Source organism: Shewanella sp. FJAT-52076, assembly GCF_019457455.1.
In the GTDB taxonomy this organism is placed as follows: domain Bacteria; phylum Pseudomonadota; class Gammaproteobacteria; order Enterobacterales; family Shewanellaceae; genus Shewanella; species Shewanella zhangzhouensis.
In genome coordinates this window covers 2763584-2787415 of record NZ_CP080415.1, presented here as the reverse complement: position 1 = coordinate 2787415, position 23832 = coordinate 2763584, and the positions used below count along the sequence as shown (strand labels likewise).

At 53.2% G+C, this 23832-nt stretch carries 24 protein-coding genes and 1 tRNA gene; 5 read left to right on the top strand and 20 right to left on the bottom strand.

The window, feature by feature from the left end; translation table 11 throughout:
• Positions 1–2: 2 nt before the first annotated feature.
• From K0H79_RS12200 to K0H79_RS12130, 15 genes are all read right to left on the bottom strand, one after another.
• Positions 3–284 carry a hypothetical protein gene (locus K0H79_RS12200; protein ID WP_220075985.1) on the bottom strand — a complete coding sequence of 94 codons (282 nt, stop codon included), beginning with the start codon at positions 282–284 and terminating at the stop codon, positions 3–5.
• Entirely contained in the window at positions 285–1574 is a 1290-nt protein-coding gene (locus K0H79_RS12195; RefSeq protein ID WP_220075984.1) for a motility associated factor glycosyltransferase family protein, read from the bottom strand. It abuts the gene before it with no gap.
• Between the two features lie 15 nt (positions 1575–1589).
• Positions 1590–3947, bottom strand: coding sequence for a class I SAM-dependent methyltransferase (locus K0H79_RS12190; protein ID WP_220075983.1), 2358 nt, complete (start codon positions 3945–3947; stop codon positions 1590–1592).
• Positions 3948–4111: 164 nt separating this feature from the next.
• On the bottom strand, positions 4112–4849 hold the full coding sequence (locus K0H79_RS12185) for an SDR family NAD(P)-dependent oxidoreductase (protein ID WP_220075982.1): 738 nt from the start codon (positions 4847–4849) through the stop codon (positions 4112–4114).
• Positions 4846–5880, bottom strand: a complete 1035-nt coding sequence (locus K0H79_RS12180) for an AMP-binding protein (RefSeq protein WP_220075981.1) — start codon at positions 5878–5880, stop codon at positions 4846–4848. The genes K0H79_RS12185 and K0H79_RS12180 overlap by 4 nt, the downstream gene beginning before the upstream one ends.
• A 109-nt stretch (positions 5881–5989) precedes the next feature.
• Positions 5990–6235, bottom strand: a complete 246-nt coding sequence (locus K0H79_RS12175) for a phosphopantetheine-binding protein (protein ID WP_220075980.1) — start codon at positions 6233–6235, stop codon at positions 5990–5992.
• Positions 6236–6248: 13 nt separating this feature from the next.
• Positions 6249–6815 (bottom strand): UDP-4-amino-4,6-dideoxy-N-acetyl-beta-L-altrosamine N-acetyltransferase, encoded by a 567-nt coding sequence (gene pseH / locus K0H79_RS12170; RefSeq protein WP_220075979.1) that lies wholly within the window; start codon positions 6813–6815, stop codon positions 6249–6251.
• Positions 6816–6825: 10 nt separating this feature from the next.
• Positions 6826–7590 (bottom strand): SDR family NAD(P)-dependent oxidoreductase, encoded by a 765-nt coding sequence (locus K0H79_RS12165; RefSeq protein ID WP_258405382.1) that lies wholly within the window; start codon positions 7588–7590, stop codon positions 6826–6828.
• Between the two features lie 2 nt (positions 7591–7592).
• Complete coding sequence (locus K0H79_RS12160; RefSeq protein ID WP_220075978.1) at positions 7593–7826, bottom strand: acyl carrier protein; 234 nt, start codon at positions 7824–7826, stop codon at positions 7593–7595.
• A 65-nt stretch (positions 7827–7891) separates the two neighbouring features.
• Complete coding sequence (locus K0H79_RS12155; protein WP_220075977.1) at positions 7892–8629, bottom strand: cytidylyltransferase domain-containing protein; 738 nt, start codon at positions 8627–8629, stop codon at positions 7892–7894.
• Entirely contained in the window at positions 8629–9711 is a 1083-nt protein-coding gene (gene pseI, locus K0H79_RS12150) for a pseudaminic acid synthase (RefSeq protein WP_309304482.1), read from the bottom strand. The genes K0H79_RS12155 and pseI overlap by 1 nt, the downstream gene beginning before the upstream one ends.
• Positions 9708–10820, bottom strand: a complete 1113-nt coding sequence (locus tag K0H79_RS12145) for an aromatic ring-hydroxylating dioxygenase subunit alpha (protein ID WP_220075976.1) — start codon at positions 10818–10820, stop codon at positions 9708–9710. The genes pseI and K0H79_RS12145 overlap by 4 nt, the downstream gene beginning before the upstream one ends.
• Before the next feature lie 60 nt (positions 10821–10880).
• On the bottom strand, positions 10881–11981 hold the full coding sequence (pseG, locus tag K0H79_RS12140; protein WP_220075975.1) for a UDP-2,4-diacetamido-2,4,6-trideoxy-beta-L-altropyranose hydrolase: 1101 nt from the start codon (positions 11979–11981) through the stop codon (positions 10881–10883).
• Entirely contained in the window at positions 11953–12735 is a 783-nt protein-coding gene (locus K0H79_RS12135; RefSeq protein WP_220075974.1) for an SDR family NAD(P)-dependent oxidoreductase, read from the bottom strand. The genes pseG and K0H79_RS12135 overlap by 29 nt, the downstream gene beginning before the upstream one ends.
• Positions 12736–12738: 3 nt before the next feature.
• A complete protein-coding gene (locus K0H79_RS12130; RefSeq protein ID WP_258405381.1) occupies positions 12739–13788 on the bottom strand; it encodes a 3-oxoacyl-ACP synthase III family protein in 1050 nt (349 codons plus the stop codon).
• A 158-nt stretch (positions 13789–13946) separates the two neighbouring features.
• On the opposite strand from K0H79_RS12130, the gene K0H79_RS12125 reads away from it, so the two are divergent.
• A complete protein-coding gene (locus K0H79_RS12125) occupies positions 13947–14984 on the top strand; it encodes a 3-oxoacyl-ACP synthase III family protein (RefSeq protein WP_220075972.1) in 1038 nt (345 codons plus the stop codon).
• A gap of 331 nt (positions 14985–15315) precedes the next feature.
• Positions 15316–16980 (top strand): methyl-accepting chemotaxis protein, encoded by a 1665-nt coding sequence (locus tag K0H79_RS12120; RefSeq protein ID WP_220075971.1) that lies wholly within the window; start codon positions 15316–15318, stop codon positions 16978–16980.
• A gap of 1206 nt (positions 16981–18186) precedes the next feature.
• Here K0H79_RS12120 and K0H79_RS12115 read toward each other — a convergent pair.
• Positions 18187–18262, bottom strand: a tRNA-Arg gene (locus K0H79_RS12115).
• A gap of 54 nt (positions 18263–18316) precedes the next feature.
• On the bottom strand, positions 18317–19492 hold the full coding sequence (locus K0H79_RS12110; protein ID WP_220075970.1) for a flagellar assembly protein FlgT: 1176 nt from the start codon (positions 19490–19492) through the stop codon (positions 18317–18319).
• Between the two features lie 286 nt (positions 19493–19778).
• Between K0H79_RS12110 and K0H79_RS12105 the strand changes: the two genes are divergently transcribed.
• Complete coding sequence (locus K0H79_RS12105) at positions 19779–20411, top strand: FlgO family outer membrane protein (protein ID WP_220075969.1); 633 nt, start codon at positions 19779–19781, stop codon at positions 20409–20411.
• A complete protein-coding gene (locus K0H79_RS12100; protein WP_220075968.1) occupies positions 20408–20863 on the top strand; it encodes an LPP20 family lipoprotein in 456 nt (151 codons plus the stop codon). Before K0H79_RS12105 ends, K0H79_RS12100 begins: the two co-directional genes overlap by 4 nt.
• A gap of 128 nt (positions 20864–20991) precedes the next feature.
• Here K0H79_RS12100 and K0H79_RS12095 read toward each other — a convergent pair whose 3' ends face one another.
• From K0H79_RS12095 to flgA, 3 genes are all read right to left on the bottom strand, one after another.
• A complete protein-coding gene (locus K0H79_RS12095; RefSeq protein WP_220075967.1) occupies positions 20992–21426 on the bottom strand; it encodes a flagellar protein FlgN in 435 nt (144 codons plus the stop codon).
• 108 nt (positions 21427–21534) lie between these two features.
• Entirely contained in the window at positions 21535–21870 is a 336-nt protein-coding gene (gene flgM, locus K0H79_RS12090) for a flagellar biosynthesis anti-sigma factor FlgM (RefSeq protein ID WP_011760435.1), read from the bottom strand.
• Between the two features lie 74 nt (positions 21871–21944).
• Positions 21945–22652, bottom strand: a complete 708-nt coding sequence (gene flgA / locus K0H79_RS12085; RefSeq protein WP_220075966.1) for a flagellar basal body P-ring formation chaperone FlgA — start codon at positions 22650–22652, stop codon at positions 21945–21947.
• Between the two features lie 203 nt (positions 22653–22855).
• Here flgA and K0H79_RS12080 point away from each other — a divergent pair, with 203 nt between their 5' ends.
• Complete coding sequence (locus K0H79_RS12080) at positions 22856–23776, top strand: chemotaxis protein CheV (RefSeq protein ID WP_220065027.1); 921 nt, start codon at positions 22856–22858, stop codon at positions 23774–23776.
• The last annotated feature ends 56 nt before the right edge of the window (positions 23777–23832 follow it).

Genomic DNA, 23832 nt, shown 5'->3' with positions numbered 1-23832 from the left:
ACTCATTCTGTTGTGTCGGTGGTGCCAATCAGGGTTTCTGGCATATCGAACTCGAGGTAGTCAGCCAATCCGACCCAATCCTGTCGCTCCTGAGCTGCCAATGCCTCCGGCAAAACCTTCATCAAATCATTGAAACTTGGCTGCTGCCCAGCTTTAAGCATCATGTTGATAGCGCTTCTGAGTGTCTGCGCGCCATGGGCTTCCTGCCCTGTTCTGAAGAGCGCTCCTGCCTCTTGCAGCTGTTTAGCTATTTCAAATCGTTCGCCTTCGCTGATTGGTTGCATTCAACACTCCCTGACCGGACAATCGGATATGCTTGCACCCATGCCTGCATGATTGAAAAAGCGCACATTGGGATGGCGTTTGATAAAGAGCTCCACTGCCAACAGGTAGCCCCGCATATTCAGGGTCGTGGCAATATTCTGGCCATGGTAGTTTTCAACGGTATGGCCAGCGTTGTCATGGGTAACACCCAGCGCCCCGTCTTGCCAGTAGGCATGGCTTTTCCCCTCTGGAAACCCAAAATCACAGCCGCAAAGAATAATTTCGGTTGCACCGCATTGAACAGCGATATCCAGCGCAGGGTGAATCACGCTGCCACCACTGAATAACCTGTTACAGGGAAGGCGGTCGACATACTTATCCTGAGTGGGTGATTTGGTCAGCGCAGCCATCCGGGGACCTTGCCAGGCGCGGATAACCTCGGGATTCGTTGAAGGGAAGCAGACAAGGGTACTGTCAGCTGATGTCTCAGTGTTGAGATGCGCCGCATTTATCCTGGCATCCATGGTGACAACGATATCCGGGACAATCCCATGGCTTGTCAGAGCCTTGTGCGCTGTATCTGCAGCAATCAGGCTGGGGCGCTCAGGGGCCTGTTGCCCGGCATAGAGCCACTCATAGGCTCTTTCCAGGCTGGGGCCCGCGCCTATGACGATTGCCCGTGGATTTTTGCGGGTAAAGAGTGTGGCGACATTGGGCAGAGTTTGCAGCAGCGTAAGGGTCTGCTCAATGCGGGAAGCGTTGTTTTTCTCCGCCAGTTGATGCTGTAAATCAACAAAGGGGCGTTGCAGCGTCATCACCAGATGATCACGTACCCGGGCCAAATCCGGGTCTGCCAACTGCAGTTCGGGGATGATTGCCGTCCAGGGGCCGGCATAGCAGTCTGTCCAACGTGGACGACGTAACGTGAGGTTTGGGGCACTGAGCCACTCGGTCTGATTGGTGTAATTCAGCACCATTGCGGTAATGGGCATAGACATTAAGCACAGTTCGATAGGGCGGTCGGTCCAGCGGGACAGCGCCAATGCCGGAACGTCACCCAATCCCATGCCGAAAATCAATACCCGGTCAAGGCCACCCGGAATGTGCTGCAGCAAGTGGGTCGCTTCACGGTCCCTGTCATGGCGGCTGGAAAGCTGCTTACCGCATACAGCAATGGTTTGTTGACGACCTTGAATAAGCACAGGCTCCAGCCTGTCTATCATTTCGGGTGTGATTTCAGCAAGCTGCTCGGCGATATCGGGCCAACGCCTGCGAATAATGTCCAAATTTGCCTGGAATAGCTCGGACATGCCCTGAACCCTCTGTTATGTATGACTCATTTCCTTTGTCACTTGGTAGGGGTCTATCACTTCAATTGACCAAGCAGCAGCGAGTTGATGCATCCGACTTCGGGTTGGCCAATAAATTGGTGTCAGTAAAATCGGCGCGCCAGTGTTTACCAGCTTATCGGAGGCAGATATTACGGTCCCCAGATATGTCTTATCCGCCAGCGCGGCATCAAATAATCTAACATGACCCAAGTTAATCAAAGACTCAAGTTCAGGATAGGCATGGCATAGCAGGAATAAATCTCCGCCTACACCCCACAGCGCCACTTCTGTGCCTGAAGACAGCAGATTGCGAATAGTCGTCATCATCCGCGCTTGCATGGCACGGTAACCATCGAACCTCTGCTTAATGCTGTCGCGGGCACTGTTTTGCACCGGCGAAGAGAGTGGACTGGGTGAGCAGGGGCTCAGCAATAGCTGTAGCCTGGGAATGCTGCCGGTGTGAAAGCGGCGAAGTTTCAGGCATTCAAATCCCGCCACTGCCGCCATGCGCAGCAAAGATTCTTCAGTGTAATAATGAATATGTTGGCCGTGGATCAGGTTGGTTTCATGCAGGCAATTATCTGGTTCATATCCACTGTCAGGTACCTCGATAAAGAGTATGCCGCCCTGCTTCAATCGCTGTTTAAGGCTGCTTAAGAAAAGTACAGGTTGAATAAGGTGCTCAAGCACATGGCTGCTGACAATCAAATCAAACAGGGCGCCCCGGGCAACCTGCAAAATGTCACCCGGTGCATTTAAATCACACGCGGTGATAGGAATACCCTCGGGGGTTACACCCGCTTTAAAGTCGAATCCGGTGAAATGCGCATCGGGCTTATGTCGTTTGATGGTATCGAGCAATACCCCGGCGCCGCAGCCAAAATCGGCAATGGTATTGAAGTCGGCGAGCCTGTCTTTAAATAAGTCCACCATGTCATCGTAGGGGGAATGTGGTCCTGTGGCAGGCCACATATCCGGGGCACCCTCAGAGGAGAAATAGAGCAAGTCAAACTCGCGGGGACCATAAGGTTTGGCTATCTGAACGTGTCCACAGTGCCGACATTGTGCTATCGGCAGTGAGAGTGTTTGCCGCACCAGTTGTGGTCCGGACTTATCCCAATTGCCACTGATCAGCGTTTCCAACGGCTGCCAATCGTTGCTGGCACACAGGGCGCAGAGACTCAGCTCAGTGGTCGTTGCCGAACTTTGCGCATACGAGTCAATCACGTCAGCTTGAAACCCCTTGGACACCGCATTCATCTTTGTGCGTGTTTCTGCCAGTGACGGGGTGATAACTATTTTGCCGCTTACCTCGCCGAGTGCTGTAGAAGGCGCAATGGTTTTCCCCGCCAATTCATGCCCGGCCCACTGCGCATCGTGCAATGTCAGCTTGGGGTTTGCCAGCAAGGCGTCAAACCGGGGCTCGCCCATAAGCTGATAGAGATCCGCGCCAACGCCCCAGAGGTGGACATCTCCTCCTGCTTCAAGCTCAGTGCTGATTGCCTCCAACAGCGCCAGATGTTTGTTGTGGATATCGGCCTGTACCTGCTTGACTATGCCCAAAACCCGCTTGTTCAAGGGGCGCAGCAAGAGTTGGATCCTTGGAATAAACCCGGTCACGAACTGCTTGGTTTTTAAAATTTCGTAGCCGCAGAGTCCCGCCAAAACAGCCAGGGAGTCTTTGCTGAAGTAATGAATGTGCTGTTGGTTGACCAAACTCGATTGACCCGATATCTCCCAGGGATGGGGCGAGGAGAAGTCCGGCACTTCGATAAACACCATGCCGGTATTTTTCAGCAAGGGTTTGATGGCGAGCAAAAAAGCGCGTGGGTTGGGTAAATGCTCCAGAGTGTGGGAGCTGCAAATCAGATCCAGGCTTTGGTGTGGGAACAGCGCCTTCAGGGCATCCACATCACTTAAATTGGCACTCTGGTAGCTAATGCCCTCCAGTGCGCAACGGTCGTTAAAATCCGCCCCGTGGAGCCTGGCCTTTGGCAGCTTGTCGCGGCACGCTTTAAGAAGCTTACCGGGGCCGCAGCCCAAATCAGCGATAACGGCCGCTTCGGGGAGCTCATCGGCAAACATCGATACCATCTGATGATAGGGGAAGTCGCTTCCGATGAGGTTGGGTGACCAGTACACCTCTTCCTGAGGAGAATGAAAGTACAATCGATGTAACAGGGCTTCATTGTACTGGGCAAGATTTTGCACATGTCCGCACTGGGCGCAGCAGCCCAACGGATAGTCCTCTGTGTCGCGCCACAGACGGCCGTTGTTACTCTGCCATACACCAAAGCTTATGGTCGAAAATTGTTCCCATTCAGTTCCATGGCATATCGCGCACTCTTGCATTGATGTATCCCGTCAGTGGATGAGCTTTCAGCAGGTTTCAAATATTAATCCGGCAAAGAAACCCATTCGGCAATGTTTTGCTTCTGTGTGATTCATACCGTCAGGTGATTACTGATGGTATGGCTACGGTATTACAGCACGGCCAGCCCGTTTTGCACCATGGCTCAGTTCGTTATACCACCGTCCACGGTCAGAGTTTGTCCCGTGATAAACCCAGCTTCTTCTGACAGGAGAAACTGAACGAGGGGGGTGACGTCCTCTGCCTGACCAAGGCGGCCCAATGGGGTTCGGTTGACTATCTGATCCCGCTGTTTGGCAGAGAGCGTCGAAGACATTTCAGTCTCCAGATAACCGGGGGCCACAGAATTGACAGTGATCCCTCTGCGACCATTTTCACGCGCCAAAGCGCGGGTCAATCCATCGAGGCCAGCTTTCGAGGCCGAATACGCCGCAAGGCCTGTGTAGCCACGACTGCCTATGATGGAGCTGATGTTGATTATCCGGCCACCACGGTTTTGCGGCAGCATCACGCGCAAGGCTTCCCGCGCAAGGTAAAGCGCACCGTGCAGATTAATCTGCAACAAGGCGTCGCTGTCGACATTCGGGAAGGTGGCAAGAATGCCTTCGCGGGCAACACCGGCATTGTTGATAAGGCCCCACAGCGGTACCTGGGCCCACTGACAGGCCGCTTGAATAAAAGTGTGCACCTCGTCGGCGTTGCCAATATCGCATTGGAACCAGCGAAAATCAGCATTGGTTTCCAATGAAGCCACTGCATCGGTGCGCTCTCGGCTACAACCACTGACCCTGTATCCAGCGGCCAACAGAGAGCCTGCTATCGCGAGGCCCAGACCGCGGCTTACACCAGTCACCACTACGTGCTTTTGGGATTCTGAATTCATTGGCCGATCCTTTGTTTTTTACCTGCGTCGGTCAGCGTAATTTCGGTTACGCGGCGAATAATCCGGGGACGCATCTCTGGCACCAGGCCCTGGCAGAACGCGGCAATCTCGGCGGAGGCATCCGACTCGTTTGGTGCAAGATACTCCAAACAGATCAGGTGACCCGTGATGGGATTGCTGCGGGCAAATACTCTAGCATCCGTTACGGATGCAAGGGCTATTATGGTCTGCTCCAGTGCCTCCAGGTCTACTTTTACGCCGCCGACATTGGCAATGTTATCGTTTCGCCCATTAAAGACGATTCTGTCACCCTGAAGGCTTACTCTGTCACCGGTATTGAGCGTGATACCGCCATGAGAAACCCAGAGTATGTCATCGACGATTGATAGTATCTTGCCTCCTGCCAGTGGGTGACCGAGCCAGGAAGCCGGAAAGCCCGCCTGGCCATCCCTGACGCTGAACACCACCCCCGCCTCTGTGGTGGCATAGATGTGCCTTATACGGGCGGCTGGAAACATCTTGCTTGCCAACGCCAAAGTAGCGTCATCGCAAATCTCACCACCAAAGGTTAACTGGGTGAGTGGCGGTAGATTATCTTGCCAGGAGAGGGTCATGGCCCGAAAAAGCGACGGGGTTATTCCCATCGCGTTAACGCGGGCATCTGCGGCAAGAGCGGCTTTTTCTGCCGCGCTGCTGTTGGCTGCGCTTATCAGAAGGGCTCCGCTGAAAAGTGCCTGCAAAATAACCTGCAAACCGGCGAAGCTCATCGGGTGATAGCAAAGCAGCCAGCGGGTGTCAGCTGCGAGTGCTTTTACTGGAAGCAACTTATCCAGACTGTGGAAAACCAGCTTGGGTTTACCCGTGGTACCGGATGTTTGCAACCCAATGCAAAAATGAGACGGCAAGTTCTTTGGCAAAGGAACATGGGTATCCCGCCTCAGTATGACTGGGCAGTTGGCCGCATGGGCCAAGGTAATTGCAGAGACAATGTGCTTTACCGGCATGTCGCCGGTTATGCTGAAGTCCAGCACAACCAGGCCTTGCGGCTTTGGCTGCTGCTCGATGAAAGGAGGCCATTGCCACTCCCTTCCGGATTCGATGCAGCGAAAAGTCTCGTTTATCCAGTGCACAGTGAGTGACTCAGCTATCCATGGCCTGATACAGGGCGCTCAGCTCTGCAACAGAGTGGAAGGTTTTAAACCCGTCGCGAAAGGGATCTTTCCCAAGCGTCAGCTCAAGAGAGACCAGTAAGGTTGCCAGGTCCAATGAATCCATCGGCAAATCCTGCAAAAAACGGCTGTCGGTGGTTATTTCAGGGCAATCCACGCCTTTTGCATTAATCAGCGATTGCGTTTCCTGAATGATAAGTGCGGTGACATCTGTCATAAGCTAATCCGGTTTAAAGCGTTTTCCAGTCGTTAAAAGCCGCGGCAATGTGCTCGAGACTATAGTGTTGTTTTTGATGTACCCAGTCTTCTTTGAGTTGCTCGAACACATGTACATCGTGGAACTCGCCATCCTTAAAAATATGTTGTTTGAACACGCCCACCAATCTGGTCTTGTGCAGCAGTTGCAGCTTGACGACTTTTTCATTCGCATTCATGACCAGATTGACAATCTTATTCATGCCGAGACGATGGAACACATAGTTGCAAATGTAGGTGTGCATGGTGACACCGTATTTCAGTCGGGCAGGGCGATCGTAGATATAACTGCCGGTAGAACATTTTTTATTGTGCCAATCGATATCGGTAAAACATAAAAAGCCAATGGGCGTTTGGTCATCGCGGATCATATAAGCGCGATAATCTTCACGTTCAGCAAGGCTGGTAATCCAGCGGCGCTGCGATTCGACACTGGGATTGACCAGGTCGGTAAACATGTTCTTGGTTATCTCTGGATCCGTGCGCCACTTAAGCAGTAATTCGGCGTCATTTTCGGTAACGCGGGTGAATCTTAACCCCATGATAAACCTCTTAATTGGCCAGATAGCCACCCTCAACAGGGAGGGTCACGGCATTAATCCAGCGTGCGGCATCACTGAGTAAAAAGGCAATCGCATTGGCGACATCAACTGGCTCGCCAATTCCCATGGGGTGCTGGTCTAAAATGGCCTGAAACTGCGCTTCTGTCATGCTGTCTCTGGTCTTTTGTGCCATCTCGGTATTCACCAGCGCCGGAGCAACACAGTTCACCCTGATGTTGTCTCGCAGCAGTTCCATCGCCAGCCCACGGGTAGCTGACATGAGCCCGGCCTTACTGGCGCCATAAACCACATTCGCACTTTGACCTATGAGCCCGGCGATTGATGACACCAGCACGATGGCTCCCTGGCGCTCTCTGTTACGCCGTTGGCGAAAGCCTTTGGCCACGGCCAGCGCGCTGGCGAGGTTGATGCGCATGGTTTCATCAAAAAAGGCGGCATCGAACAGACGTATGGAACGATTAACCTGCACTCCGGCGCAATGAACATAGCCATCGGCTGGGCCATGTGCCTTGTTGAGCGACACCACCCAATCGGCAATCCCGTCGATATTGGCCATGTCAAAAGGCGAGACTATATGGCCGCTTCCGCTCATCATGGTCAGCGTTTGTTCCAGTGCTTGCTCATTACGGCCGCTGATAATGACACGAGCCCCAAGTCTGGAGAGCTGAATTGCCGTTTCGCGACCTATACCGGCAGAAGCGCCGGAGAGCAGCACCAGTTTGCCGCTCAGATCCATGGGGTGAGAGGGCATCATCTTCAGGCGCTCAGGTGTTCCTGAACCAGAGAGACTAAGTCGTCAACTGACTGAATTTGCTCGAGCTTATCACCCTGAATAACAATATCGAAATGCTCGTCGGCCATGGCAATAACGCTGAGGAATGCCAGTGAATCCCAAGTGTCGATATCCGCGAGTGTTTCAGTACCACTCAGGGTGTTGGTATCCAGTTCCAGGATTTCTTCCAGTGCATTCAGAAATTCTTGTTTGTTCATAGTCGTATCCTCATGTGAGTTTGATCCTGCCATCAATCTGGTTATCGGCAGGTTTTTTAATGTATTCAGTGGGGCGTTTTTTGTTTTACATGGCTGTTGATGGTGGCCTTATCTGGCTGAGCCATCAGAAGGGTGCAAATTTGCTTGCCATCTGCTTCAAGCCAGTTTGGGCCGAGCGTACTTGCAATGAAGCGAACCAAAGCCAAATCATCAGCTTCATCAACACATAAGCGAAACTCTCGCCATTCGGCCTTACCCAGTTTGACGCCCAGTAGAGGTACAGCGCCGTCGGAGTACATGCTGTAGGTCACATGCTCTCTGGCCGCTGGGCTGGTTGCCGTTAACGCGGTTTGCGCCAGCAATTTATAGGGGAATACTTCAGTGTCGAATCCACGGGGAAACTCGCCCAGGTCGAGGTAAGTGTACCCGTCGGGATTATTTGCCAGATGTGCCTGAATAACCCCATCAATCAGTTCTGGTGCAACCAGCGGACAGTCTCCGGTCAAACGCACTATGGTATCGCCCTCCCTGGCACCGGCTTTTTGGGCGGCCAGGAAAAATCTTGAGAGCACATCCAGTTCACTGCCCTGGGCGTACAGCATCGTCGCCGACTCAGCCCATCGCTGTAAAGGGGCGTTGTCCGGTGTATCTGCGATAGCCAGAATGTGCCTGTCAATGAGCCGGCTTCTGGCGACTCGGTTGCAATGGGCTGCTATCAAGGGGATGCCCCCGATGTCCATCAGCACCTTTGCGGGCAGCCGGGTAGAGCCAATGCGTGCCTGAGTCACACAAATAACCGCCATCAGCACTTCTCCTTCAGCGGTGTCGTCAAGTGGTTGCCCGACAGGGGGGTGCCAAAAGCGATGTCACATGCAGCTACTTGCCCCAGTACCTGAGGCAAGTAGCGGGTGTGCAAACCAAGACCGGGACGTACCGAGCGAACATTGTGCTCGCCGAACAATTCTCCTTGCTTGATATCGGCGCAAACATAGAGGGAGCGGCGAAATTCGCGGCCTCCCTGCTCGCTGGGTTTCAGATCGTAATTGACCCGTCCCAATGCGGCGTGGGCACGGCGGATATCCCTCACCATGGCTGCAAACTCATCGGGCTCCAGTGAGAACGCTGCGTCGACCGAACCGTCATTTCTGTCCAGTGTGAAGTGTTTTTCGATTATCTGTGCGCCCAGCGCAATGGCGGTGACGCTGGCGATGCTGTCCTTGGTGTGGTCACTAAGCCCGACGATGACATCAAAGCGGCGGGCCAAATCCTGAATAGTTGCCAGATTGCAGTCTTCAATGGGCGTGGGGTAGCCGCTGATGCAGTGCAGCAGGGCCAGTTGATTGCCGCCAACCGATTTAACCGTGTGGACCGCTTCTTCGATTTCGCTGAGTGTTGCCAGACCTGTGGAGATGATGACAGGCTTGCCGGTCTTGGCGACGCGCTCAATCAGGCCGATATCATTGATTTCAAAAGAAGCAATTTTATATGCAGGCGCATTCAACGACTCGAGCAGCGATACTGCCGAGCCATCGAAGGGGGATGAGAACAAGGGGACGCCATGCGCGGCTGCTCTCTCAAACAGCGCCTTGTGCCACTCCCAGGGGGTGTAGGCCTCTTGATAGAGCTCGTATAAGGTTTTGCCCGCCCACAGACCGCCGGTGATGCAAAACTCAGGACCATTGTGATTGAGTGTGATGGTATCAGCGGTGTAGGTTTGAATTTTAATGGCATCGGCACCAGCCTTGGCTGCGGCATCCACCAGTGCCAGTGCCTGCTCGAGGGAACCCTTGTGGTTGCCCGATAGTTCAGCAATGACAAGGGGTGGGGCGCCATCACCAATAACGCGACCCGCGATGGAAAAACGTTTGGCGAATGGCATGCTCATTTCGCACCCTCCGAATTTGCTCTGTCGTTATCGGTTCGCCAGGCGTCGTGAAATAAGCGAATTCTGTCTTCGCACTTGCCAAGTAACGCCGGGGTTGCCGTGTGGGCATAATTCAATTGGCATGACTCCGCCATAATGCGGTCTTCTTCCAAAATGGTGTGATTAAACTCAGTGAAGTTGGCGACAACGGCACGCTTGAGAGCGCCTTCGCGCGCCGGACCATCCGGGGTAGAGACCATCCTGAGTCGGTAATGAAGTACGGTTTCTTCTCGATTGAGCGGGTCGTAGGTTTGTACCGACATCAGTGAACCGTTGGTCAGACCGATGGCGAGATTGGGGTAAATAAACACATGATTATATTCATCAAGTGTGGGGTGTTGGTTTAGCTTGAGCTGTTTTCTTACTCCCGCCCACCATTTCTTGGGGGCTTCCAGCAAGGGAGTATTCCCCAGATTGTGGGGCGCAATGCTGATGATGTCACATTCTGCCCTGGCGAGGTTGGAAAAGCTGTCTGGGTGCGTGCCAGGCACATGGTAAACCTCGAGCACAGTTTCCACGGCCAATTTCCAGTTACTCTTCCAGACATACCTGCCGCTGTGTACCGGGTCGTTAAAATGCGCAGAAAAATCTTCAAGCATGCCAAAGCAATCGCCAAGAAAGGCTCTCAGGGAGGGGCCGTCCTGACTGACGCGAACAAAGACGAAATTGCCGCACGTATCGACAGCAAACTGCTTTAGCCCCAGCGCCGCCTTTTGCGACTCATCAAGCTGAAATTCCTGATTATTTGCGGGAATACCCGCAAGTCGACCGCCGGCCTTATAGCTCCAGCAGTGGTAAGGGCATCTGAGTGGGCGGTTGCCCTTGGGCGCTGTTTGTAACCGCGCTTTGCGGTGACTGCAGATGTTCAACAGTGCGGATAATTCACCATCGAAGTTCTGCACCACAATGGGAAAGCCGGCGATATCCAGGGTCAGGAAGTCGTTGTGATTGGCAAGTTCATCCCTGAAGCCAATAAAAAGCCACTGCTTTTTAAAGACATGTTCCAGCTCCTGCTTGAAGGTGTCTTCACTGACATAGTGTTCGGGAGCGATGGCAATCGAAGCTATCATGCACTTAAATTCCGCTGTTTCTGGGCAAATTGAGTTGATAGAGCAGACTGTGAATGCGGGTTACTTTGTCTTTTGACAATCACGGAGCAGCAAGGACGCCAGCTCAATTATTCCGCTGCTATCAACAATTTGACGCGCTTTTTGACTCATCATTTCACGCTTGCATGGATTGTGCCACAGCTGTTTTACTCTTTCTGTTACTTCATCCAGCAGTTTCTGTGATTCGGATGCGCTGGCTTGAGTGGTTTCGGGCTGCCAGGTGCGCATATCGATCACCCGATACCAGGAGTCAACCAAAGACGATGTCAGGGCAGGTGACTGATTATCAACACAAACCAAGGCAAAGGTCGGTACGCCCATCGCTGCCAGTTCCCCGAGGGTACCACCGGCTGCTGACACAGCCAGACCGCAATCTGCCATGACTTCGGCCATGTTTTCCACGTTCCGCAGTACACGAAGAGGTTGATTGCCGCGGTTGGCCGCCATCAAAACGGCATCGTTGAGCGGGGTCATGGCGCCAACGACTATGGTAATGGGTGTTTCGGGTAAGGCCGTGCTGAGTGCATAGACTAGGGGGAGTGACAGGTGTTTCACATCCGAGCCGCCCAGGGTGATGAGCAGGGTATGTCTGGCTTCAAAATTCGGGATGGGTGTATCGCGAAACTCCTGCCGAAGCAGGGTGTATCTTGGCCCCAAAAACAGTGAGGCCCGCTTTGCCCTTAAGCGGTAACTTGTTTCACTCAGATCCGGCGCTGGATTTAATACGGCATCTACGGCCAGCTGATGGGATGCGATGGCATCGTCCAACGCCAGGCAAAAGGCGCGACAGCCGGAAAGGGCTTGCCATTCATTGGCGTCGAGGTGGTAGTCATCGACCACCAGAATATCTGCATCCAGCGCATCGACTGCTGAGCTGGTGAGTGTTGGCGGCGCGGCTTGCCAATCGAAACCTCGCCCGTAGAGTTTCTGTTTCAGCGAGTCGGGGCAGGTTTTACTCCAAAAAACGATGCGTGGTGTTACCTTGGCCGTTATTGCCGCCACGTTAAATGCGTCTGCCAGGGCCATCAAACGCATCAGGTGGCCAGAACCAATAGTTGCCGAGGCATTGGCGTAAAACACCAGCGTTGAAAACTCAGCCGGCAAGAAAGCCTCCATCGACATTCAGTGTGGCCCCGGTAATTTTTTGACTGTGCGGGCCCAGCAGAAAAGATACGGCATCTGCCACATCGGTTGGCGTTGCAATTCCAAGGGGATGAGCAGCTTTTAGCGCCTCAGCCTGCTGTTCACCGAGCATCGCAAACTGTTTATCCGCCTTGCTGCCACTGACCAGTGCCGGCGCAACACAGTTCACCCTGATGTGTTTGTCGGCAAGCTCCAGCGCGGCGCTCTTTACCAGTGATGTCAGAGCTGCTTTGGACGCCGCGTAAAGGCAGCGGCCCTTAAGGCCCTTTTGACCGGCAGCCGAACCAATCAATATCAGACTCGCCCCGGCATTGGCTTGCTGCTGTTTGGCAAAGGCCGAGAGCAACATGGCGGCTGCGGCAAAGTTGATATCGAAATACTGGCCTATCTGACTTGGCTTAAGGGTTTTTAACGGGCTGTAGCCCTGAAAGCTGGCACTGTGAACCAAACCGTCGAACGGCCCATGCAGCGTGACCAGTTGCTTGATAGTCGGCACTATGGTGTCGAGCTCAGCCAAGTCAATTGCATGAATATAGTGAGCAGGAACCACGTCCGCCTCTTGAGTCGGCGTCATCGCATGTATGTGGGTGAGGGTTGCCTCAAGTGCTTCAGCCCGTCTGCCTATTAATCCAAGCCGCGCCCCCTGGCTTGCCAAGGCAACACAGATGGCCAGCCCGATATCTGAGTCTACTGAGGCGCCGGTAACCAGAATGTGTTTATCTTTCAGTTGCAAAGATTATTGCTCCAGGGCCAGTGGTGGGAAGTCGTCCTCGATTTCGGTGAGCATGGGGGCCGCATCCATTTTGATGTCAGTAACAAGGGCGCCCCACGACCAACCGACACCGAATCCACCCAGCAACATCTTGCGGCGCTCTGTGAAAAAATCGCCCAGACGATGACAGATGGCCAGTGGTACTGACGCCGATGATGTGTTGCCAAAATCTTTCATATCAATGAGGTATTTCTCTGCGGCGACACCGGCTTTTTTCCTCAGGTGCTCAAGAATAAATTGATTCGCCTGATGCATCACTACCATATCCAGAGAGTCTGCTTCCTGCCCGGCGAGGGACAGTACGTCCTTTACCAACTTGGGCACCACTTTCAATGTGAAGGAAAACACTGCAGCGCCATTCAGATAAAGGCGTGTATCGCGGTATAGCCGTGCCTGGGTTTCTTCATCAAAAGGCTCTGACTCGGGCATGCAGGGGTTACGCCTGCCACCGGCCTTCACCGCGATGTGCTGGCCTCCGGTACCGTCGGTCCCGAAAACGGCGTAGGAGTCTGGCCAATTAGGGTCGAATTCAAGTGCGGTTGCCACGCCGGCATCACCAAACAAGGGAAGTGTTCCTCTGTCATCGGGCATCAGGTGGCGGCTTGAGGTGTCTGCGCACAGCACCAGGGCGCGTTTTCCGCTTGAGCTGTTGAGCAGTTGGCTCGCAATCCAGGTGCCATAAATAAAGCCTGAACACCCCAGACTGACATCGAGACAGGCCGCAGTTTGGGCTAATCCCAGCCGCGTTTGCATCAAGCAGGCGGTGGCCGGAAGAGAGTAATCGGGGTCCTGCGAAACAAAAATCAGTACATCTATGCTCTCGGGAGTCCAACCCAGGCTGCTGAGCAGCCTTTCTGCTGCCGCCACACACATATCAGAGGCACACAAATGTTTTGGCAATATGCGCCTCGAGTGTATGCCTGTGCTGGCATACACCTTGTCGGCTTCTTCTTGGGTGAACAGGTCCGGGGTTTCGACATAGGAATGTCTGTGGGGAGGGACGACGGCATGCATCCCTGCGATCCTGACTGATTTTATGACGGCTTCCATTTAGCTACCCCATTGAAATTCAGCTATTTTGATTGGTTTCAACTATAACATTGAATAATATAGCTTGAAAGTTGACGGCAGGCTCAGTTCCTCGGGGAGCTGATGGTTCAGGGAGAAGCGTAATGGCACAAACCCAGGTGACAGGGGTTGAAGTTCGGGGGATGGTTTCTGTCGTCCCGACTGACACAGTGGACAATTACAGCCTGACGCACCTTTTTAACCCCGATGAATTAAAGCGGGTCATTGAATCCACCGGCATCGAACATCGCAGAGTTGCCGGGGCCGGACAAACCGTTTTATCCATGGCCACTCAGGGTGGAACCTATCTTCTTAATGAGTTGGGATGGGATGCGAGTCCCGGACTTGTTATTTGTGTCACGCAAACCCCCGATTTCATGCTGCCCGGTAATGCTGTTCAGCTTCAGCATCGGTTGGGGCTTGGAAAAGACACGCTCGCCTTTGATGTCAATTTGGGATGCTCAGGTTTTGTCTATGGACTGTGGCAAGCAGCGACCTTGTTATCATCGTTGCCATGCAGACGCGCGCTGCTGGTGGTAGGAGATACCACATCGCAAATGTGTGGCCAGGGCGAACAAAGCAGAGCCGTAAGCCCCTTGTTTGGGGATGCCATCAGCGTTATTGCCCTTGAAAAAAATCCTGATGCTGCACCCATGCATTTTTCACTTGGCAGTGATGGCGCCGGAGCCCCTTATCTTATTCAGCCCAACAATGCTGCCCTTCATCCAGGAGAGCCGCCCGCGCTCAGTATGGACGGCACCCAGGTGTTTGTGTTTACGTTGCGTGAGGTGCCCACCTCAATCAATGCGGTGCTGGATGCCGCCTCCTGGGACGTAAATTCACCCGATGCCATAGTCTTGCATCAGGCCAATGAAATGATGCTGCGGCGGTTGGCCGATAAATTGGGTTTTACCACTGAGCAAATGATTATCGCCATGAAAAACCGTGGCAATACCAGCTCTGCGTCAATTCCATTGGCGATTACCGATGCATTGCATGACAGGCTTGCCAGGGGGCCGCTGAAGATGCTGCTATCCGGATTTGGCGTTGGTTGGTCATGGGGAAGTGCTGCCGTCACAATAGGCCCATTGGCAGTGTGTAAAACAATGGATTTTAACAGTGCTGCGACACTTAATTCTTAAGCCTCTGTCAGCAGGCTAAGTCCTATTCTTTATCGCAATCGCCCAGTGTCCTCACTGGCGCTCCAGGCATATTTTCGCTAATACTTTTCTTTGAATTCCATTATTTAAGTGGGCTTACCATCGACTAAAGTGCAGTTTTTAGTCGATTGCTCAGCCCATACTATAGTTTGAATTAACAGGGCGTCTGCATGACCGTGGAACAGTGGCCGGTTTTGACTGTTTGTCGGTTATCCGCGTCTTGACTTAGCGTTTGAGGGCGTTTGAGGGTGTTCGTACTAAAGAGAGCATATCGACACAACGCGGCTCTTTTCTCCGTTAAAAACACCCAACAATGTTGTCAAATACCGAGGTGCTTATGCTTGGCAACTATCTGAGAAATTACAATATTTCACGCCGAATTTGGGCGATGCTGCTGTTGTCATTGGTCGCGACCCTGCTGATGTTTGTGTTTGCGCTGCGCAACATGGATTCGGTGTTGGTACAGGAAAAAGAAGCGCGGCTGAATGCGCTGACAGATATCGCCATTAGCATCATCAAGGATTATCAGGATAAGGCTCAGTCCGGAGAGCTCAGTGAAGCTGAGGCCAAGACAAAGGCATTGGCTGCCCTCGATAGCCTCAGATACTCAGGAAAAGAGTACTACTTCACCATCGACCGGCAAGGAATGATGATCCAGCACCCCTTCGCTAAAAAACTGGTGGATACCAGTGTGCTGGGAATGGCCGACCCAAACGGGGTAAAGCTGTTTGCCGAAATGATCCGCCTCACTCAAAACAGTGATTCTGCATTGGTCAATTACATGTGGAACAAGCCCGACGCCGATGCCCCCAGTCCAAAGATGAGTGTGGTAAAGCGCTTTAATGAGTGGGGCTGGATTGTGGGAACAGGTATTTATGTGGATGACATTGCGGCCCAGAAACAGGAGTTTGCCTGGCAATACTTGCTGGTATTTTTGTTGGTGTGGGGACCGGTGCTGGCACTGCTGCTGATGATAAGCCGCAGTGTGACTGAGCCCCTGCAGCGAACCCTTATGGCTTTTAAAAACATTGCCGAAGGCGAAGCCAACCTGACCCTGCGGCTGGAAGAGCGCGGCCGTGATGAGTTATCACAGGTGTCGGTATACTTTAATGCCTTTGTTGGCCGCATCCAGTCATTGGTCAGCTCGGTGCGCGACTCGGTCGACCACAGCCGTCAGCTGTCGGCCTCGCTGTCGAATGTCGCCCACGAAGCGGCCCATGCCACAAACAGCATGCAACAGGAAACCCAGAGTGTGGCAGCCGCCATCAATCAAATGTCGGCCACTGCCAGTGAGGTAGCGGCGAATGCTCAGCTTGCGGCGCAATCGGCAAAAGATGCCGACGCCCAGGCCGACAGTACCAATTTGGTGGTCACCCATGCCATGGGTAATGTCCGGCAGCTTTCGAGCGAGCTGGAAGAGACCTCTGATATTGCCAAGGCCCTCAAGGTCAGCTCGGGTGAAATCGGTCAAATTCTCGATGTGATTGTGGGCATCGCCGAGCAGACGAATTTATTGGCTCTCAATGCCGCCATTGAAGCTGCCCGCGCCGGTGAGGCTGGGCGGGGCTTTGCCGTGGTAGCGGATGAAGTTAGAACCCTGGCGAGCCGTACCCAGCAGTCCACGCAGGAAATTAATGCCATCATTGAGGCCATCCGTGGCGCCGTCGACAAAGTTAATGCGTCGGTTGCAAGAGCGCGCCAGCAATCGGATAACACGGTGGATGAAACGGCTCAGGTGATGGATGCCCTGGGACTGATTAAACAGGCCATAGGTCAGATAAACGATATGAATCTGCAAATAGCAACGGCGACCGACGAACAGAGTGCCGTGATTGCCGAATTGAATCAGAACATCACCCGGATCAACGACATCTCCCTGGACAATCAGTCCAAGAGCGAAACCGTCGGCCACACCAGCGACAGGATTGCCGAAGACTCCCGGCAGATGGAGCAGTTGATTGCGGTATTCAAGGTATAGGTTGATTGCTTAGCCAGTGTAGCGGCCAACCAAGCTGAACGTTAGTCACTGCATTTTGGCGATTATTCACATGCCTGACTGAGCCGCAAGGCTATTCCGAAGCATATCCCCTGAAGTGAACTTCTACAGCATGGATGCTGTCGTCGAGCTTACATGGATGTACTCGCTGCGTGTCACCTAAGTGGATGTGCCAAGGGGCGCTCATTCGTATCCATGCGATTGCAACCTTGGTGCATCCATGCATGGCACCCACGGCAGGGGGATAAGCGTGTCGTCAGACTGCGAGATGAACATTTTCATCTCGCAAGCGTCCCCCGAAGGCCTCTTGCCGCCACGCGGGGATTAATGGCATCGGATGTTGGAAGTTGCACTAACGCACAAGATAGCCGCTGTGCCAGCGGCAGAAAATAGCGGCCTTCCAGCCCGCCTCCGGGCAAGGGGTATTGCTTGTCCAATACCCCTTGCAACCCCAAGGACACCCCAACGACGCTGAAAGCCCCTCGGCCTTATGCCGAAAATCGGCTAGCGCGTCAGACGCACATCCCTTTTTCGACTGACGCTGCTTCGGCATCCATGCCTCGCCACGCCATTTTCGGCAACGTCCTCGGCAGCGTCGGAACGGGGAAACGGTGTAACAGTCGGACCATTGCTTTTCATTTCGGTACTTGAGAGATAAGTCGAATGCCGGAGAGGAACACCATTAAGCTTGCACTGCTGCACCAGTGACCATCGGCGACAGGACGTCGCCGCTGAGCGTCCATGGATGCTGATTTTTAAACCAAGAGCCGGCGTGTTACTGGGGTAGCAGTGCGAAAGGTCGCTCCTTCGCATCTGACTTCCACGGATGGAGGAAATGCCTGTTTTGTCAGGAACAAAACAGGCCATGCGATCGCGACATTGGTGCATCCATGCACGGCACCCACGGCACCCACGGCAGGGGGATAAGCGTGTCGTCAGACTGCGAGATGAACAGTTTCATCTCGCAAGCGTTCCCCGAAGGCCTCTGGCCGCCACGCGGGGATTAATGGCATCAGATGCCGGAAGTTGCAGTTGAAACAAGAGATTGCTACGGTGGCGGCGGCACATAAGCGGCACAGCCGATCAATACCGATACTGTAGCGGCAACAGAAACACAAAAATTGGCAGAAAAAGAGGAACTGAACGAAAAGCTTGAAACTTGTGCAAGCATTCACAAGCAGAAGTGAATGGTCTCCCCACAGGGACTCGAACCCCGATCGGTCGCTTAGGAGGCGACTGCTCTATCCTGTTGAGCTATAGGGAGACCCGCTGATTATACCTATTTTGTCTTTGATTAAAAGTCTTGATATTTAACTGGTTAATTCTTGTTCTGCCCGTTTTTTATCGCAATATCGCTGACCTGAATATTATCCACGCTGCCCAGACCAGAGAGCTCGGCGCGGGCACTGTCTTCAGTTACCTGGGTTATGCTGATGTTTGTTTTGGTGTTGTTCCCGGTGGCGCGGGTGTCGTTCAGCCTGTCTGGAATGTGTTTTGCCAGCACCACGGCGAGTTCATCCCCTACCTTAATGCCATGGCGACGTCCCAGATTCAGGATCAAAGTTTGCCCCTGCCTGGCAACAATTTGCCCCAGTACAGGGCGGCAAAGCAGTGCCTTGTCGAGTTCCTTTACCGCCTGCACCAGCAGTTTATCTACCGCCATGCCGTAGGCTGAGCGCCAGAACCTGTCATGGGTTGGGGACACCTGCTCCGTGAGTTCGAACTCCCAGGGAGCAGAGGTTGTGAATTCGTCACGCCAGATAATTTCGCCGCTGATCCCCTGGAACAGGGTGAGGGTAAGAGCAAACTGGCGCTCGGGGGCGTCTGTGACCAGGCCGAAGTAGCTACTTTGCACGGGCTCGGTGGAGACATCGGTAATTTGGGGGACCAAAACGTATTGGCTATCGCTTGCCATGGCAAGGTACCCCGGCAAACGATAGCCGGGGGCGGCAAGTTGCCTTGCGTCCACATCAAGACGCGCGCCGGGCCGCAGGTTGGCAAAGGCCGCACCTGAGGTACTGTCCAGTCGTCGGGCGAGCTGCCGGGATACGGCTTCTCCAAGGTTATTTATCTGACCCTGCGCCAATTGGCTACGGTGACTCACGGCGGCTTCGGGCAATAGTATCGCTGCTTTCAGGTGGGTGCTCTGACATTGATTTTGAGGCGCTTCCATCAATTCGACGCGCAGTTGCACTCGTAAGCGGTTGTTTTCAATCTGCTCACTGATGAGTTGTACGGGCCCTGTCATCAGCTGTTGCATCAGACGGGTGCTGGTATCGGTAAGATGACCATCGACCATCTGCTGTGAGGATTCAATGCTGACACCGGCTTGCAGGCTGGCATAGCTGACGGCCTGCTCAATGGCTTCTGCGCGAGCTTTGGTGACGTTACCATTGACGATAACGGCCTCGCCCTGGGCGGTCACCCAGTCGGCTTGTGCCTGAATGCTCATAAGGAGCGCGCTGAAAACGAGGGCGGATTTTATCAATCCCATATGCCTGTCCTGCCACATCTCAAAGGGTTGAGGGTTCCATCCATTGGTGTCTTTGGCACAGGGCCTGCAAGCCATTTTAGTGCCGCCGCGGTGCATGCTGGATACCGGATGGTTCTGTCATGATACGGACTAAGCAAGTTACGTGCCGCCCCAGGCCTGGCATCCGCTGTGATTATGGTGTTTTAAAGTAAAGTAATTGCCACAGGTGCCGATAGTTGTGTAATGGAGTGGAAAGCCTGAAGATGGGTTTTCTTATTAATTTATATAAAATCATGGAGTTGTCTCTATGAAGGCGCGAATGGTCACTGCTCTGGCACTCGCTTTTGTATGGTTGCCTGCGATGGGGCAGCCCAAGGTTCCCCAGAGTGTATCCTATGGGGAAGACGGCTACCCACAACGGGAGCAAGTCAATGTTCTGGCACAGCAGATAGTCAATGAGCTGCTGCTGACCAACGACGTGCTTTCATCCACCGATCCCATCGTGGTGACAACCCCGGTAAACGTGGATGACATGACCCAAAGTGGCAGTTTTGCCCGCCAGTTGCAGCAGGGCATGATGGCCGCGCTGCATGCCCGGTACTTCAATGTGGTGGATACGGCTATCAGCCAAACCCTGAGAGTCACAGACAAAGGGGACTTGCTGCTGAGCCGTGACTGGCAAAAGCTGCGTGAAACTGCCCAGACCCAGCATGTGCTGGTGGCTACTTACAGCCTGGGGCGGGATGGGATGACAGTAAACAGCCGTCTGGTCGACATAGCCAATAACCGTGTGGTAGCGACATCTCAGTCGTTCAGTCGTCCGGGGGATCTCCGGGATTACCTGGGTTACTCCCAGCAAGTCGTTTCCAAAGACGGGCTGTTATATCGCCATGAAGCGCCGGGGCTGGACAGGGTCACTCTGCTTGGAGAAGACAAATGAAAAAGTGGATTAGCACCTGTTTGACCCTGGTGTTTTTAGCCGGGTGCGCCAGCAGTGATGACCGTTATGTGCAGTGGGAGACTGAGGCGCCAGCGAGTTTTCCCAAGCTGACCGCCATTGGCTATGCGCCTTTGGCAACCCAACCTGCGAAGACCCAGGCCGAAAAGGTGCTGATGGCCATGCAGGCCTCAAAGCTTGCGGCATACAGAGAGCTGGCAGAGCAGGTTTACGGTCAAAAAATCAGTGCCGGCGCCAGCGTGAACGACTGGGGCATGGGCAGTGACAGCATTAAAGCATCGGTATCTGGTGTCATCCGCGGCGCCAGAGTCGTTAAGGCCTATCCTGTTGGTGAGCATTATGTGACAGAGCTGGAACTGGATTTTGCGCGCGTGTGGGATATCTATCAGCAGCAGAATCGCCCCTCCAAGGTAAAGGAAGTGACTTACTTTTAAGGTTGGCACTCCCCTTAATCGCAGCCGCAGTAAAAAAGCCCCTGAGAATGGGGCTTTTTTATTGGGCGTTTTGTAGGCTATGTCGACATAGGCGCAGGTGGCAATAAAGCGCTTATACCCCGGGCGTGTCAGACTTCTATGCTGCTACCCAGAGTAGAGATGGTCGATGTTTTACCCTTATCCGTGTAGGTAAGGGAACTAGCGTTGCGACTTACCTGCAGCGCCTGTGCCAGCCGGTTAATGCTTGCCTGGCTGTGTTCAATAAGCTGCGCGTTGGCTTCGTTTTCCTGCTTACAGCGTGCAAGGGTGTGTTGAACCGATTCTACCTTGGCCGCCAGGGCGTTATCGTTTGTCAGCAGGCTGTGACCGGGATGAGCCGCCATGACATCATCATTTTGCTTCAGTCGTAACAGGGCAGAGGACTTGTGCTCTGCGATGGTCATCAGCTCAGATGCATTTTGGGCAATCAGGGCTGCACGTTCAGCTGCCATAGCAGCCAGAAGTTGCTCCAACAGGCTCTGTTGTGCATCGAGCAATTGATTGAGTTCATTAACGTGATCCATGGTGTTGCATCCCGGTTTTATTGACATCAGGGTTAGTGATTAAAGAATGCAAAAAGCCGGCCATAATCAAATGGCCGGCTTTGGATAGTTCCCAATCCGTGCTGGAAATCAGGCGTCTCGGCCTAATTCCTGTAATTCTGCTTCAAAGCTGGCGATATTGGCCGCGAGCTTTTCAGGGTCAATTTTATAACGGCCTTCAGCAATGGCTTGCTTGATTTCGGCCACTTTCTTTTGGTCAACTTCAGGCAGAGAAGACAGCTTTGACTGCACGCTTTGCAATTGCTGAGCCTGACTGGTGATCATCACCGAGTCGGCCTTTTGGGGTACCTGTGGCTGAGCGGTTTGTGCTGCCGATGCCTGGGCAGTGCGGGCACTGGTCAGTGGACTGCTGGTGTTGCCGACGCGGTTGGACGCGGCATTGTTTTTGGGTAATTCGATGGCCATTTCGGGCTCCAGTGTCACGGATTTGGGTTTCTTGAGGTTTATATCGGCCGCAGCCAGCAAAGCTTTAGGGTATTTTACATTTTGACTTCCACTTCGCCAACGCCGATGACAGTTGCCTCTAATACCCTGTTTGAGTTGATATTTCTAATCCTAACCCTATCGCCTTCGTTACCGTCGGCCAAGGCCTCGCCCTGGGTTTTTATCTCAAAGCTTGCTGATTTTGCGTAAATAGCTACCGCATCTCCCTTGCATACAAAACACAGGTTGTCGGCAAAGATGGGGGCATCCTGGGGGATACGGCGCTTAACCCGCGATCCATAAAGGGGCTGTAAGTGCGAAAATTGTTGGCCACGCAGGAGAGTTTTGTCGACATATCTGACTTCGATGCTCTCTGCGTCCAGCAAATCGCCGTTACCCAGCGGGCGTTTGGCCACCACCACAGGGAAAAGCACTTCTGCGCGGACTGAAAGGTACATCTGCCAAGGATAGTCCAGATCCGGGCTGACACAGCTTATACGCACTGTATTGTTACGGGAAATGGGTCTGTCGGTGGCGAGTCTTGCTGATACAGGTCCTTCACATCGGGGCAGATTCCCCCGGCTCTCCAGGCTTTGGGCCTGTACGTTTATTTTGGCGTTCGCCGGTGCATCAATTTTTTCAATAACCACGGCTTCAGCCGCCGAAGCGATGGCCGATATACTCGGGATGTGAGGTTCTTCTGCGATTGATACCTTGGGTAGCATCGTCAGGATCACCAAAACTTGTGCTAACTTTACTTTCATAATGAACAGACTAGCGTGTGGCGCCAGATTACACCTATACTTTCATTCAGCACCAAAGTACCTCGTCCAAGCGCTTAGACGGGCCGTCAGAAGTTTGACGAAGTTGGGGCAAGGGTTGTCGGTGACAATAACAAAAGCAATTTACATGCCTATGCTCCGAGGTGATCGGGGCGTCATTCCATCAAGACCACTAAGGCGAACTTATGTCGAGCATTCTTGAGTCAGTCAACAAGCGTACCCAACTGGTGGGGCAAAACCGATTGGAGCTGCTGCTGTTCAAGCTGAACGGCCGTCAGCGCTTCGGTATCAACGTCTTTAAAGTAAAAGAAGTTTTGCAGTGCCCACCCCTGACAGGATTACCCAAGCTCAATCCATTCGTGCGCGGTGTGGCCCATATTCGTGGTACCACCATTTCTGTGATTGATCTCAGCGCGGCCACCGGTGGCAAACCCATCGAGAATATTCAGAACTGCTTTATTATTATCTCTGAATATAACCGTAGTGTTCAGGGCTTTTTGGTGAATTCAGTCGAGCGCATCATCAACATGAACTGGGAAGCCATAATGCCGCCGCCTCAGGGCGCTGGTCGCTACTCCTATTTAACAGCGGTCACCGAGATTGATGGAGAGCTGGTAGAAATCCTGGACGTTGAAAAAATTCTTGATGAAATCAGTCCGGTCCGTACCGCCATCAGTGAAGACACAGATGCACAGTTAACGATTGATCGTGGGCAGCACTTCCACATCATGGTGATTGATGACTCTGCGGTGGCGCGTAAGCAAATCATTCGTGCGCTCACCTCCCTCGAGCTACAGATTGACACGGCAAAAGATGGCCGTGAAGCACTGGAAAAGCTGAAAGCCATTTCGGCGGAAATGACCAACGTGGCTCACGAGATCCCACTGATTATCTCCGATATCGAGATGCCGGAAATGGACGGTTATACCCTGACCGCCGAAATCCGTGATGACCCCAAACTCAAAGATATCAAGGTGATTTTGCACACGTCGCTGAGCGGTGTGTTTAATCAGGCGATGGTTCAGAAAGTGGGTGCCAACGACTTTATTGCCAAGTTCAATCCCGACGAACTGGCCGCTGCGGTTAACAAGCACCTGAGTATCTGAGCAGGATGGCATTCCCCTTGGGCGGGGTTATACTCCTCCAAGGGCGCTTGTATTCA